Source organism: Chitinophaga arvensicola (assembly GCF_900110835.1).
GTDB lineage: Bacteria > Bacteroidota > Bacteroidia > Chitinophagales > Chitinophagaceae > Chitinophaga > Chitinophaga arvensicola.
Genome location: NZ_FOJG01000001.1, coordinates 3,705,286 through 3,719,316 on the forward strand (window position 1 = coordinate 3,705,286; position 14,031 = coordinate 3,719,316).

The window sequence follows — 14,031 nt, forward strand, 5'->3', positions numbered from 1 at the left end:
CGGGTCACCGTAGCGAATAAACAGATGAAACGATATAAATACGAAGAAATAGCAGGGGATATAGAAAAGAAAATCGCCGGAGGCCAGTATTTACCTGGCCACCGGCTGCCTTCCGTGAGAACGCTGAAGGAAAAATACCAGACAAGCCTGAGTACCATTCAGAGTGCTTATGACGATTTATTGCTGAGAGGTCTGGTAGAGAGTATGCCCCGTTCCGGTTACTATGTGAGCACAAAGGTGCAGCCCACGGGCAAGCCTGCCACTACGATGATTGCGCGTGATCTGGTATTCCGGAACAACCTGGCGGTGATCACCTCGGAAAACCGCCAGCGCAGTGCGCTATCAGAATTCAATGTAGCCGCTCCCGGTGATCTGCTGCTCCCGCAGCAGTTACTCCTCAAAACCATGCAGCAGGTGATCCGTGAAAAGGGCGCCTCCCTGCTCAAATACTATCCTGCCAATGGACTGGCCGCTTTGCGGGAAAATATCACGCGGCGGGCCGCACATCACAATACCCATTTACGATCCGGTGAACTGCTCATTACAGATGGCGCCTTGCAGGCCGTATACATCGCCTTGTCGGCTGTATGTGCTCCCGGCGATGTGATTGCCGTTGAAAGTCCCTGCATTTTTTCTGTATTGGAAGTGATCCGCGTATTGCGGCTGAAAGTGGTGGAAATACCGGTATTGCCGCAAACCGGGTTTGACATCGCGGCTTTACAGGAAGCCTGCCACATACACGATTTCAAAGCGATTGTGGTGACGCCTAATTTCCATAATCCTACCGGTACACTGATGACAGATGAGCAGAAGCGTTTGTTGCTGCAGGTAGCGCAGGCAAATAATATTCCGCTGATTGAAAATGATATTTACGGAGAGTTGTATTTCCACGGACAACGCCCGTCCACCATCCGTACTTTCGATGAAAGCGGCCTGGTAATGACCTGTTCTTCCTTTGCAAAATCACTGGCGCCGGGTATCCGCCTGGGCTGGTTGTCGGCGGGAAGGTTTTTCCGCCAGGCGGAGCAGATCCGCTTTGCCATTGGCAGCAGTGTTTCACCAGTATACCAGGAAACCATGGATCGCATCCTGGAAGGCAGCGCTTATGAAAAGCATCTCCGGATATTCCGGCAACAACTGGCGGCGCAATGTAACCAGAGCAGGAAGCTGATCCGGGAAAGCTTCCCGGAGGGCACCAGGATGGGCAATCCGGCCGGTGGTTATCATCTCTGGGTACAACTGCCCGACACACTGGATATGAGCGCTTTTTACCGCTATTGTGAGGAAATAGGCGTGAGATTTACACCGGGGTCGGCATTTTCTTTTGCCAGCACCTATGATCATTGCCTCCGCCTGGTATTCGCAGACAAGTATACACCCGCCAAAATAGCGGCCATACGCAAGGCCGGCCGCTTTGCCGTGGAGCATAGCTAAACACTGTACCGCTTATATTTTCGTTTGCTGTATCCCGCTGCCACAAAGGGGTAAGGTACTTTCGTAGCTCATTATTTCAAACGACAGGACATGAGTACTACTATTATCACAAAGTTTGCGGTGGCATCAGATAAAATGATTGATGAGCTATTATATCTCACCTGCACCTGGGAACAGGAACATCCCGGGATAGCTATGGAAGGCCAATACTCCAGGAAAGTACTGGTGGATAGTATGAACAATTTCTCCAGTCAATGGCTGATCGTTTACGTAGGTGCAGATCCTGCCGGTTTTGCTTACCTGACAGACGCCGGCGCCCGTCCCGGATTCCTGGAAGGGAAACGGGTGGTACACCTCGCGGCTTTTGTTATACTAAAAGCTTATAGCGATACCGGCGCAGCGGCGTCCCTGCTGGAGAAGTGCCAGACAATCTACAAAGGCCGTGAAGCGATGTGGACCGAGCTTCCGGGCGACTATGCTTATCTTGAAACAAACGGTTTCTCCCGCAAAGACGAGTATCTTGTAAAAGAGGGATGGTAAAGGAATACGTGAAATAATGAACGGGAAATATTATCTTAATGCCCGCATTATTCTACGCATAAACTTTACGCATGAGGTTCAGTTATCTTATTTGGTTATCTATACTCCTTTACTATATTCCGGCATCTGCCGATGGACAGCAGAAAGTGAAAGTTGCTTGTATTGGCGCCAGTATCTGCGCGGGCGCCAGGTTGCCACATCTTGAAACGCAATCCTATCCCGCTCAGCTGGGACAGCTGCTGGGCCCTGGTTACGAAGTCACCAATTATGGCGTGAGCAGTACCACGATGTTGAAGAAAGGCGATTTTCCTTACTGGAAAACGCCACAGTATAAAGCCGCGTTGGCCAGTCAGCCTGATATTGTACTGATTGATCTGGGTGGCAACGACAGTAAACTGATTAACCGCGTGCACCTGGATGAATACGCATCCGATTACCAGGAGATGATACGGGCTTTTCAATCTTTGCCGTCGCATCCACGTATCCTGTTGTTGCAACCGATCGTTTCTTTTGTAAAAGATACTACGCAGATATGGGACCCGGTGATCACGCAACAGATCCTGCCTAAAGTCCGGCAGGTAGCGTACAACGAACATCTCGAACTGGTAAACCTGAACGCCCTGCTGATAGGTAAGCCCGGCCTGATGCCGGATGGTATTCATCCGGAACTGGAAGGCACCACCCTGATGGCTAAAACATTGTTTGAAGTTTTGCACCCGGTAAGGGATACTACTTTTGATATTATCTCAAAATTAACGGGCGATAAAAAGATCAGTTCTTTTTATGGTTACCGTTGCGCCGATTTTACATTCAACGGTCGTGAGGCAAAGGTAGTAGCGCCTGTGTTTACGGCTGCGGGACATCCCTGGATCTGGCGTGCCCGCTTCTGGGGACATGAGCCGCAAACCGACATTGCCCTGCTGGAAAGAGGCTATCATGTGGTGTACTGTGATGCGTCAGAATTATTCGGTAATAAGGAAGCCATACAATTGTGGAATGGTTACTATACGCTGCTTCGCAAAGCAGGTCTAGCGAAAAAGGCAGTGATGGAAGGTATGAGCAGGGGCGGGGTGTATGTGTACAACTGGGCGGCCGTTAATCCCGATAAGGTAGCAGCGGTATACGTTGATAATCCGGTGCTGGATCTTTGCAGCTGGCCGGGTAGTCAGGCGAAGGAAAAGTCCGGTAACCACGCTGAATGGGATGCTTTCAAAAAAGATTACGGTTTCACTTCCGACAGCGCCGCACTGGCCTTTAAAGGAAGTCCGCTTTATAAGGTAAAAGATATTGTAAAAGGAAAGTACCCGATGCTGCATGTGTTGGCCGATGCTGATGCCGTAGTGCCTCCGGCGGAGAATACCCTCCCTTTTGAAGAAAAGGTCAAAGCATTAAAGGGGGATATAACGGTGATGCATAAACCGGGTTTTGGACATCATCCGCATAGTTTTCCGGATCCCACTCCCATTGTGGATTTCATTCTGAAAGCGGTAAAATAAAAGAGGGGGTTCATCACCCCCTCTTTTTTGTTTTAATTTTTTACCAGCCATTCCAGCTTATACATGCCCCGGAACCGGTCGTACGTGAGTAACTCCGCGTCCCGTTTAAACAATGCATCCATCTGGTCTGCCAGGGTAGCGTGTTCCGGAAACGCCTGTTTTACGTTCCAGGCAGTCAGGGTTTGCAGCTTACCATTGTTGGCAGAGAAGAAAAACTTATACTTATCTTCCGGTCCTTCTTTTGGAGAAGTAGGTATTTTTCGTTTATACAGCAATAATTGCGGGTTTTTATTCAGTACCTGGTAACTATTATTGCCTTCTACCCTATATACGTCACCGTTAGCCAGCTGATAACCAAATATTTCATTTTTGTTGATATGAATATCCTGGCCATTGTGTTCCAATGTCACGTAACTCTTAGGCGCGAGTGTATGCAAATGGAGCCTGGGCGCCTTGCTGCTGTTATCTTTTGTGTAACTCAGCTGGTTAGCCAGGTAATCATCCATCGTACGATAAATGCCGGTGATCTTTTTTTGCGCGTCTGCTGCTAAATTGATGGTCATCAATAAGCAGATCATGTAAAAAATTCTGCTACAGTTTTGCATATGTCGAGGTATTTGTTTCGGTGTTATTATAAGATAGCAAAATTAACCGATAATTAATCAACCCGACATGATAATCGTCAGTTTTTATCTGCGGAAAAATGATATTGGTCAGGCTGTAATGGTCTACTGTGTTGACTAAGACGGGAATTTTATCATTACTTTAACTTGGAGAAGTTGTCATGAATAGTCATGAAGTAAGTTGTTATTCCACATGAATTGCTGCATCTTCGTTGAGTTTAGCTAATTAAAAATCCTTGTATGTCCCTCGAATCAATACAACAAGCATTACTCGATCGCTGGTTAACTGCGTATGATGAGATAGACCAGTTGCCGTATTATAAAGCGCAGGCGGTAAAAATGATGTATGGAGATGCTTATCTCTATCAACTGCAACAATATCAATCCCGGAATTTTCAGCCTGACAGGCCACTGTCAGATCTCCCATCAGAGCGCCTGTCAGGAGTTTATGGACTTGATGTCAGCGGAAAGCCTTGTTATACCTCCATTCAGACGGATTGGGAGGGCTTTTATCTGTATGGAGACACGTATGTGGAATACCTGGAATTTTATATTCCGTTGGGAATCCTCTACCGGTTGGAGCGATTGCAGCTGGATCAGGGAAAGAAAATCAGCTATCAGTCCTTTTCATTAAACGGTATGGGGCGGGAGTCGCCGTACGCGGGCAAAGCCAAAGAGTACATCCTGACAGAAGAGCTGAAAAGAAAGGATTTTATCAGTACAGTGGCACTTTATGAATATAAAAAAGGCAAAATAAAATGGGCGGATTGCCTGTATAATATGCCTGGAATTGGTAAGTATACTTCCAGGGAAAAATACGGCTATAACGATTCCGGAGAACTGGATGAAATTGTGTCGGCAGATAAGGAAGGGCATAGTCAATATACTTATGTAAAGCCACCAGCCGATATGCCATTGGATGAATTGTCGGAACAGGTGTCGCAATTGCTGGCAGCAGATGTATTGGCCGCAATTGTGAAAAGTGCGCCAAAGGAACCATTGATGATATTGGAACTCAATTACCAGGACGTTGGCAATTATTTTCCGTTGTTGCAGCTGGTTTCTGAGGCCTACTGGAGCAAGCATGCTGTAAAGTACGGGGAGGAGGGACTTTTCGACGCGGTGGTATTATCAGGCGATAATCCGCTGACGGAAATTTCTTTTACTACTTCTGAAAGAATTATAAATGCGTTCATTGGAGAAATCACCAAAAGTGGGGACTATGATGCTGCGCGTAGAATGATGTACAAAGCCGCCTGGCATTTAACCACGGGCCGCCTGAATAAACAGGTCGCCGTATCTGATCAGTTTATTGCCTATGCGGTGGATTGGTCTATGTGCCCGGAAGATGTGGGTGAAATATTGACCGCCTGTGGCATGCCGGCGGCACAACTCAATGACTGGAAAAAAAGAGGCATCCTGTAATTCTCACATCTCCCGAAGGGACAATATATACTTACCTGTTCAGGAAACAGGTAAGTATACATAAAACGTAGTTCCTTCACCCGGCGCTGATTCCGGGTAAATATTTCCGCCATGATTCAGCGCTACTTTCCGGCAAATGGTGAGACCGATACCCGTACCAGGATATTGTGCTGCTTTTACCAGTCGCTTGAAAATAGTAAATACCTGGTCGGCATATTTCTGATCAAAGCCAATACCGTTATCATGGAAGCCCAGTTCATAATACTGCTTGCCTGCGTTCAGTTCCGGGAGTGTCTGTTGTTTTTCGGGAGACAGGAGCGCAGTGCTTACGCGTATCACCGGATCTTTATCGGAAAATTTCAGCGCATTGCTGAGTAAATTATGAAACAGTTGATTGATCTGTATGGGAATCGCTTTTAGCTGTGGCAGCTGTGATATTTCTATCTGTGCATTTTTGTCGCGGATCACAATCTCAAGATCGCTTAATACCTGCTGCATAACGTCGTTCAGATCGGTGGTCACAAAGGGATCATCGCTTTTATTCAGCCGGGTATAATTCAGGAGATCTTTGATGAGGCCCGACATCCTGGAGGCAGAAAGGATCATTTTTTCCAGGTAATCGCGCACGGGCTGTTGTGCTGCATCAGCGCTCATAGCGATATTGCCGAAGGTCTGGATTTTACGCAGGGGTTCCTGCAGATCATGGCTTGATATGAATACGAAATCTTCCAGTTCCTGGTTGGTCCGTTTCAATTCTTCGTTGGCAATTTTCAATTCGCCGGTACGGTCCTGCACATGTTGTTCCAGTTTGTCGGCGTAGCTCCTGGCGGCTTCCCGGGCGGCCACAAAAGGTGTGATATCGTTGGTGATACACATGATGCCGGAAAGGTCGCCGTTTTCCTCATAGAGTGGTTCAAAAGTAATTCTGACAATGATCGTTTCTGGTTGCTGGAAACGGTTGATCGTCAGGGAAAGTTCACCGGTAACAAACCGTTTGCCGGTCATGTACACTTTCTCGATCATATCTTCCAGGCCTTGTGCTTTCAGTTCCGGTAAGGCTTCGAGTAAAGGTTGTTGCATCACTTCGGCGGCTGTTCTGCCCCAGTATTGCAGCTGTATTTCGTTGGCCACTTCAATATTCATGAAAGGGCCTTTCAGCAGGCAGATGGCTACGGGTGCCTGTTCAAATAAATTTTTCAGCTGTTGTTCTGCATGGTTGCGCGACCGGAGTATCTTGATATGCGCTTTCACTTTGGTCAGCAATTCCCTGGCGGAAAAAGGTTTCACGAGGTAATCATCTGCACCTGCTTCCAGTCCGTCGATGCGGGCTTCCCCACCGGCGCGCGCCGAAAGAAAGATCAGTGGAATGCGCGTGGTAGCAGGATTGCTTCTTACCCTTTCCAGCAGTGCTTTTCCATTCATCACGGGCATCATGATATCGCTGAGGATCAGATCCGGTTTATGATGCTCCAGTTGTTGCAGCGCATCCAGGCCATTCTTTGCCACGGTTACATGGAAATTATTTTCGAGTAGCCGTGACAGGTAGCTGCGCATATCTGCGTTATCATCCACTATGAGTACGTGTGCGCGCTCCGCATTTCCTGCGTTGTCGCTGATCTCCCAGTGCGCCATTTCAGGCATATAGTTACCTTCATGGGCAGTGGAGGTGTCGTTATCGAGCAGGCTATATGCTTCTTTCAGGAAAGCGCCTTTCAGGATAGTCGTATCCGTTAGTTTCCCGGTTTCTGTAATTTGTTCTGCCGGGAGATGTGATTTGCCGAAAGGTAAGGTGATGGTAAAGGTGGTGCCTTCTCCTTCCTTACTCGCAACGCTGATGGTACCGGCGTGTAGCCGTACCAGTTCGCTCACGAGTGATAACCCGATACCTGATCCTTCGTGTGTACGGCCAATACTGTTTTCTACGCGGTGAAAGCGCTCAAACATATGCGGCAGTTCTTTTTCCGGGATGCCCACGCCGGTATCTGTTACGTGCAATACAGCATGGGTGGCTGTTTCCCGGAGTTGTACGCTGATGCTTCCTTTCAGTGTGAATTTAAACGCGTTGGAGAGGAGGTTAAGTACGATCTTCTCCCATATTTCTATATCTACATATACGGGCTGCGTGGTTGTACAGCTCACGAGGAGTTGCATGCCTGCTTTTTCTATGATCGACTGGAAGCTGCTGGCCAGATCGGTGGTGAGCCTGGCCAGGTCTACAGGCTGGTAGGCTGCTTTCAGCCGGTCGGCTTCCACGCGGCTGAAATCCAGCAGGTTGTTCACCAGTTTCAGCAGGCGGTGGGCATTGCGGTAAGTGGCGTCCAGGTTGGTTTTATAGCGGTTGTCCTGTAGCAGTGGTTGTTGCAGCAGCTCTTCCAGTGGTCCCATCATCAGTGTGAGGGGAGTTCTGAATTCGTGGCTTACGTTACTGAAAAAGGCGGTTTTGGCTTTATCTATGGCAGCCAGTGCTTCTGCGCGTTGCTGTTCCTGTTCATACGCATGTACGTTGGAAAAGGCGGTGCTGAAAGCGTTGCCCAGTAATTCGTAGAAGTTGAGATAGGGTTCATCCAGTGCGCGTCTGGCGCTGACGCCAGCTACGATGAAGCCCCAGGGTAGTGGCTGCCCGGAGATGAGTACCGGCAGCAGCACTGCATTCTCGGGTATCTCCGGGTAGGGCCCTGCGGCCACCCCGCCAAACCGTTGTGGAAGGTCGGTAACAACGTGGTACTGCATGGTTTGCAGCGCCTGGTTAAAAGGCCAGGAGCTATCGTCCTGCAATGATACTGTTTCCGGTGTGAGCGCGGTATCATCTGTAATACCGGCGCTGGCGGTGAGCCGGGCATTGTCGCCATCCAGCTGGTACAGCAGGAGGAAGGGTATATCCAGTTGAAAGTCGGCCGCCCTTTCCAATGTGGCGGCGCATATTTCTTTTACCGTTTTTGCTTTTCCTATTTGTGCAGATACGTCCCTGATCACTTGTGTGCGGCGGGCGGACAACATTTTATCGGTTGTTTCGGTGATAGGGTGAAAGATGCCGCCTACTTCGCCGGCCTCATTTCGTATAGGCGCAAACGAGAAGGTCATAAAGGCTTCTTCCAGGTAGCCGTTGCGGTCCAGGAACATGCGTTGATCCTTGATATAGGTACCTTCTCCTTCCTGGCCACGGGTAAAGGCATCGCCTACTACAGGCAGGGCCGTTTCCCAGCAGATCCGGAAATTCTGCCCCATAGAGGCAGGGTGTTTATCTCCGCAGATCGGGCGGTAGCTGTCGTTGTAAATCTGTATGGTTTCCGGTCCCCAGGCTATTAAAATAGGAAAAGTGGACGACAGGCAAAGGCTCACGGTCGTCTTCAAACTCTGTGGCCATGATGAGATGGGGCCCAAAGGGGTAGTTGACCAATCCATGCGCTGGATCAGTTTACTCATTTCTCCTCCACCCGATAAAAATTGTTCCGTATGCTGCATAAGCGCTTATTAACAGGGCAGTTGTCCTTTTGTTTGAATGAATCCAAAGCGGATACTATCTTTACCCTTCTTCTTCGCCCAATTTAAACAAACCACTGTGAAAAGCAAATTACTGTTTCTGCTCGCAGCTACAATAGGTCTTCTGCAGCAGCCTCTTCTGGCGCAAACCAACCATCTGCCTGATTGGGCTTTAGGCGGTTTTGTACGGCCTGCGGGCTTAAATCCGGTGATCGGTACGGATACTACCACCCATTTTTATGATTCGCTGTTGAACCGCCTGGTATACTGGGAGTCGAACGACACCTTTAACCCGGCAGCAGTGGTAAAGAACGGAAAGATTGTGGTGTTGTACCGCGCAGAAGATAAGTCGGGAATACAGATTGGTATGCGGACTTCCCGCATCGGGTACGCCACCAGTAAAAATGGCACTACTTTCCGCCGGAAGCAGGCGCCGGTGTTATATCCCCGCAAAGATGACCAGCAAACCTACGAATGGCCCGGCGGTTGTGAAGATCCCCGTGTAGCCGTTACCGTAGATGGTACCTACGTGGTGTTCTATACGCAATGGAACCGGCAGGTACCCCGCCTGGGAGTTGCTACCAGCAAAGATCTGGTGCATTGGACCAAACACGGCCCCATTTTCAGGAAAGCCGAGGGTGGTAAATTTGTGGATGCCCCGCATAAATCAGCTTCCATTGTTACCCGCCTGGAAAAGGGAAAACAGGTGATCGCAAAAGTGAATGGTAAATACTGGATGTATTGGGGAGAAGCTGGTGTATTTGCCGCAACTTCCGATAACCTGGTCGACTGGCAACCGGTTACCAACGATCATGGAGCGCTCAAAGCCCTTATAAGGCCCAGGAAGGGTTATTTCGACAGTGGTTTAACGGAGTGCGGCCCGCCGGCCATTATCACGGATAAGGGCATCCTGTTGCTGTATAACGGCAAAAATCAGCCGGGGGAGGAAGGAGATCAGCGGTTCACGGCCAATACCTACAGCGCCGGACAGGTATTGTTTGATAAACAGGATCCGGAAAAGGCCATCGCCCGACTGGATGTACCTTTTCTACGGCCGATGGAAGCATTTGAGAAAAGCGGGCAGTATACGGCGGGTACCGTTTTTATTGAAGGACTGGTTTATTTTAAACACAAATGGTTTTTATACTACGGCTGCGCCGACAGCAGGGTAGGCGTGGCGGTTTTTGATCCGAAGCATCCTGCACCCGGAGATCCTTTACCTGCGGCGCCCGGAACCATCGGTGAATAGTCCCCGCCACCCGCTGCAAATGCCGTCCTTAAATAACACTGTTGCAGCGGGTCTTTCCGTACGGGACCTATTTATTGTTCGCTATTCCCGGTATAAATATCGAATACGCCGCCTTTCATCAGATCACTATGCTGCAGCAATAAGCCAGGATATTTTTTTCCATCTTTCAGGATCTGCGAAATAGACAGCGGATAGCCATTGTCGTTATGTACGCGGATAGTGGTGGTGGTACCATGTCCTGTGTGAATGATAATATTGCTGAAAGCGGGAACGGTGAGCGCATACTCCGGTGCTACCGGGTTTACGGGATAAAATCCCATCGCAGCAAATACATACCAGGCGCTGATCTGCCCGGCGTCGTCGTTGCCACACAAGCCTCCCGGCCCGGTGCTGTATTCTGTGGTACGGATTTCATTTACATACGCCGCTGTTTTTTGCCCGGCACCTGCATAATTGTAGAGAAAAGGAATTTGTTGGCCCGGTTCATTGCCATGCCAGTATTGCTGTTTCATAAAAAGACTATCCAGTGCCCGTTCAAATGATGGCTTACCGCCATACAATTTTATCATACCAGGGATGTCGTGTGGGATGTAGAATCCATACTGGCGCGGCGTACCTTCGGTGATAAAGGATTCTTTTTTATCGGGGTCCGGGGCTTCATACCATTTGCCGGAAGCATAACGGCCATTGACGAAGCCCCGCTGCGGATCAAACACATTCGCATAGTTACCCGCCCTTTTCTTTAGCGCGTTGTAATCGCTGGTTTTATGCAGAGCTTTCGCAATGGTGGACAATGCGTAATCGTCGTATGCATACTCCAGGGTACGGGACACCTGCTCGCGGCGATGGAATGCGTATGGCACCTCATCTTCCAGGGGTACATAGCCGTATTTCAGGTAAGAAGATAACGCCCTGCGGCCTTTGCCTTCTTTGTAATCCGCTAATGCGGCGGTGTCAAAGGCGTTCTGACGCATAAGCCGGTATGCCTCCTGAATATCGTAGTTCCGGATGCCTTTGTTCCAGGCAGAGGCGATGAACGGAATGGCATGGTCTCCGACCATGGCGGCGGTATAATTGTTCCAGCAGGGGAAGATCGGCAACCAGCCGCCCTGCTGGCCTTTGAGGATCAGTGAGCGCACAAAATCATTGATCAGCGTAGTTTCCAGTATTTCATACAGTGGCAGTTGTGCGCGGTAGATATCCCACATGGAAAAATCATCGTAGTAATTGCCGGATTCGAGTTGCTTTACCTGGTAAGATTGCGCAAATGCCGGATAGGTACCCGTTACATCATTGAACAAGCGCGGGTGCTGCATGGAATGATACAGCGCGGTATAAAATACCTGTTTGTTTTTTTCGGTAGATCCCTCTACGGTGATTTTACCCAGGGCTTCGTTCCATAAGTCGCGGTTTTTACTGGCCAGGGCCGTAAAATCCCAGTTGGGAATTTCGGCGGCGAGATTTTCCCGTGCAGCAGCAATACTGGTAAAAGAAGTACCTGCGCGTACGCGGATCACACTTCCTTTGTGTACCTTTAATTTCACTGCCACACCGATGTTTGCCTGGTCTTTAAGACTATCGGCGATGAATACACGTTCTTCCTGGAATACCTGTGCATCAGCAAATTCCTCTTCAAACTGCACCACAAAGTAGCCGCTGAAACCGGCGGGTTGTCCCTGTCCCTGGTAGATCCGGAACGCAGGGTTGTAGCCGGATATTTCCTTTCGCTGCCGGTCGATGTATACTGCTCCTTTCCCCCTGTCGCTGTTGGGCCGGATCAGCAGATAGCCGTCGCTGTTATTGTCAAAGCTGAATTGCATCATGCTGCAACGTGCGGTGGCGGTGAGTTCAGATTTAATGGCGTACTTGTTCAATTGCACACGGTAGTAAGCAGGTGTGGCTACTTCCGTTTTATCAGAAAACGTGTCTGCGTACTCGTCAGGTGCTGTTTTTAGTGCTCCTGCAACCGGCATAATGGTAAAGCTGCCATAATCCTGTGTACAGGAGCCATTCAGCCAATGGGTACCCCGGAATCCGCTAAACAGTGAGTCGGTATAATAATAGGGCGCTACGCATTTCTGTTCGGTGAGCCGCGTTTGCGGGGTCCATTGCGTCATTCCGAAGGGGGTACCCACTGCGGGAATGGTGTTTGCCAGCTGTTCGGTGCCGGCGCCATGAGCCATGGCGGCAGCAGTAGTGCTTTTAGACGTACCGGTGAGCGGGTCCACATAAGTAATCAGCTGGTTGGTTTGTGCAGAAGCACTCCCCAAACCAGCTGATAACCATAACGTATAAACGATTTTTCTGATCATCAATATCCTTTGTTTTGTTTAATCTTATCCCGGTTAATGTCTATCTGGCTTTGCGGCACCGGTATCACCATGTTATCGGCCGTAAGATCGGCTACTAAACGGATCTGTGCTTTTTTGCCGTTTAATACCGCTATCGCCCTGTTGGTGCGTACCAGGTCGTACCAGCGATGCCCTTCAAAGGCGAATTCCACACGGCGTTCGTTCTCAATCGCCAGGCGGAAAGCTCCCTGATCCGGCAGGTCGGTGGATGTTTTATCGCCCAGTCCTGCTCTCCTGCGGATGGTATTCAGCCAGGTGAATGCATCTCCGCCGGCCTGGTAACCAACTTCATTGAGTGCTTCCGCGTACATCAGCACTACGTCTGCATAGCGGATTACGGGAAAGTTGTTGCCGTTATCATTCTTGGTAGCCGGTACATCAAAGTACTTCTTTACAAAGTAATAATTTACGGTGGCGCCGCTGGCATTTTTGTAAGAAGTGGCCATAGACAATCCTTTACGCAAGTCGCCTGCTTCATAGGCATTTTCCATGTCTGGTGTAGGCTGGTTGTTACCATCGCCGCCAAACATGATCACTGCGTTGCCGGAGTTCTCCGGCGCAAAAGAGTTGGGCAATGGATTGCCTTCTTTCACGCCACCGGATTTGTATTGTACGTCAAAAACAGATTCCTTGTTATTTTTCTTGCTCACATCAAATACATCGGCATATTTGTCGAGGATGCCATAGGTGCCCGCGTTGATTACTTCTTTCAGTTTGGCAGCTGCATCGGGAAATTTGCGCTGTGTGAGCAACACTTTACCCAGCAGGGCTTTAGCAGCGCCGCTGGTGGCCCTGCCAATGTCTGCACCGGTGTAAGTGGCCGGCAGCGATGTTTCTGCTGTTTTCAGATCATTTTCAATCTGCGTGTATACGTTGGCGGCAGGATCGCGGGTATACTCATATGCCTGGTTGGCATTGGTCAGTTCTTTTATCACCAAAGGTACATCCCCGAAAGAACGTACGAGGTTGAAGTATACGAGCGCCCGCAGGAACAGCGCTTCACCGGTGAAACGTTTTTTCAGGGAATCGCTCATCGCAATGGGGCCTATCCTGTCGAGGATGGCATTGCTGCGGGAAATAGCTTTGTAGCTGTCGTTCCAGCGGGCGGCTACAAAGGGATTGGTTGTTTTGATATAGAAGCGGTCAAATTCGTCCTGGTCGGTGACGGAGCCGGATGGTACCGGGAAGTTGTTGTCCGATGGTATATCGCCGTATACATAGGCATTACCGAATACACCGCCGGATTGCAGGGAACCATAGTTGGCGTTGAGTGCATTTTTGAAGTCGTCGGCTGTTTTATAAAAGTTTTCGGCAGTGGCCGTGGAAGGAGGGACCTGTTCGAGGAAACTCTTTCTGCAGGCGGTAAAAGCAACAGTAGTTGCCAGTAAAATGTATATATATTTTGTGCGCATGTTCTTTCAGTTTTTACAAGA

Annotated in this window: 9 protein-coding genes; 5 read left to right on the forward strand and 4 right to left on the reverse strand. The window is 49.3% G+C overall.

All coding sequences use genetic code 11. The annotated features are described in order from the left end of the window. Positions 1 to 24: 24 nt before the first annotated feature. The 3 genes from BMW79_RS15335 to BMW79_RS15345 all read left to right on the forward strand — a co-directional run bounded on the left by BMW79_RS15335 (position 25) and on the right by BMW79_RS15345 (position 3,470). A complete protein-coding gene (locus BMW79_RS15335) occupies positions 25 to 1,434 on the forward strand; it encodes an aminotransferase-like domain-containing protein (protein WP_089896176.1) in 1,410 nt (469 codons plus the stop codon). A gap of 90 nt (positions 1,435 to 1,524) precedes the next feature. Continuing rightward, the gene (locus BMW79_RS15340) at positions 1,525 to 1,974 is read left to right on the forward strand and encodes a hypothetical protein (RefSeq protein WP_089896178.1); all 450 of its coding nucleotides are present in this window, start codon (positions 1,525 to 1,527) and stop codon (positions 1,972 to 1,974) included. Positions 1,975 to 2,045: 71 nt separating this feature from the next. Next, positions 2,046 to 3,470: a GDSL-type esterase/lipase family protein gene (locus BMW79_RS15345; RefSeq protein WP_089896180.1), complete on the forward strand. Its 1,425-nt coding sequence runs from the start codon at positions 2,046 to 2,048 to the stop codon at positions 3,468 to 3,470. Positions 3,471 to 3,502: 32 nt separating this feature from the next. Here BMW79_RS15345 and BMW79_RS15350 read toward each other — a convergent pair whose 3' ends face one another. Beyond that, positions 3,503 to 4,033 carry a hypothetical protein gene (locus BMW79_RS15350; RefSeq protein WP_089896182.1) on the reverse strand — a complete coding sequence of 177 codons (531 nt, stop codon included), beginning with the start codon at positions 4,031 to 4,033 and terminating at the stop codon, positions 3,503 to 3,505. Positions 4,034 to 4,333: 300 nt separating this feature from the next. On the opposite strand from BMW79_RS15350, the gene BMW79_RS15355 reads away from it, so the two are divergent. Further along, positions 4,334 to 5,518, forward strand: a complete 1,185-nt coding sequence (locus BMW79_RS15355; protein WP_089896184.1) for a hypothetical protein — start codon at positions 4,334 to 4,336, stop codon at positions 5,516 to 5,518. A gap of 39 nt (positions 5,519 to 5,557) precedes the next feature. On the opposite strand, the gene BMW79_RS15360 is transcribed toward BMW79_RS15355, so the two are convergent. Next, positions 5,558 to 8,980 (reverse strand): ATP-binding protein, encoded by a 3,423-nt coding sequence (locus tag BMW79_RS15360; RefSeq protein WP_218150317.1) that lies wholly within the window; start codon positions 8,978 to 8,980, stop codon positions 5,558 to 5,560. Between the two features lie 97 nt (positions 8,981 to 9,077). Between BMW79_RS15360 and BMW79_RS15365 the strand changes: the two genes are divergently transcribed. Then, positions 9,078 to 10,247, forward strand: a complete 1,170-nt coding sequence (locus BMW79_RS15365) for a glycoside hydrolase family 130 protein (protein ID WP_245752505.1) — start codon at positions 9,078 to 9,080, stop codon at positions 10,245 to 10,247. A gap of 71 nt (positions 10,248 to 10,318) precedes the next feature. Here the strand turns inward: BMW79_RS15365 and BMW79_RS15370 are convergent, their stop codons facing one another. Together BMW79_RS15370 and BMW79_RS15375 are read right to left on the reverse strand one after the other, a co-directional pair. Beyond that, positions 10,319 to 12,559 carry a GH92 family glycosyl hydrolase gene (locus tag BMW79_RS15370; protein WP_089896187.1) on the reverse strand — a complete coding sequence of 747 codons (2,241 nt, stop codon included), beginning with the start codon at positions 12,557 to 12,559 and terminating at the stop codon, positions 10,319 to 10,321. Continuing rightward, positions 12,559 to 14,010, reverse strand: coding sequence for a RagB/SusD family nutrient uptake outer membrane protein (locus tag BMW79_RS15375; RefSeq protein WP_089896188.1), 1,452 nt, complete (start codon positions 14,008 to 14,010; stop codon positions 12,559 to 12,561). The genes BMW79_RS15370 and BMW79_RS15375 overlap by 1 nt, the downstream gene beginning before the upstream one ends. Positions 14,011 to 14,031: the final 21 nt, after the last annotated feature.

Bases quoted from the DNA above. Each gene is read 5' to 3' on its own strand.
- BMW79_RS15335 (WP_089896176.1), top strand. From the start codon at position 25: ATGAAACGATATAAATACGAAGAAATAGCAGGGGATATAGAAAAGAAA.
- BMW79_RS15340 (WP_089896178.1), top strand. From the start codon at position 1,525: ATGAGTACTACTATTATCACAAAGTTTGCGGTGGCATCAGATAAAATG.
- BMW79_RS15345 (WP_089896180.1), top strand. From the start codon at position 2,046: ATGAGGTTCAGTTATCTTATTTGGTTATCTATACTCCTTTACTATATT.
- BMW79_RS15350 (WP_089896182.1), bottom strand. From the start codon at position 4,033: ATGACCATCAATTTAGCAGCAGACGCGCAAAAAAAGATCACCGGCATT.
- BMW79_RS15355 (WP_089896184.1), top strand. From the start codon at position 4,334: ATGTCCCTCGAATCAATACAACAAGCATTACTCGATCGCTGGTTAACT.
- BMW79_RS15360 (WP_218150317.1), bottom strand. From the start codon at position 8,980: ATGCAGCATACGGAACAATTTTTATCGGGTGGAGGAGAAATGAGTAAA.
- BMW79_RS15370 (WP_089896187.1), bottom strand. From the start codon at position 12,559: ATGATCAGAAAAATCGTTTATACGTTATGGTTATCAGCTGGTTTGGGG.
- BMW79_RS15375 (WP_089896188.1), bottom strand. From the start codon at position 14,010: ATGCGCACAAAATATATATACATTTTACTGGCAACTACTGTTGCTTTT.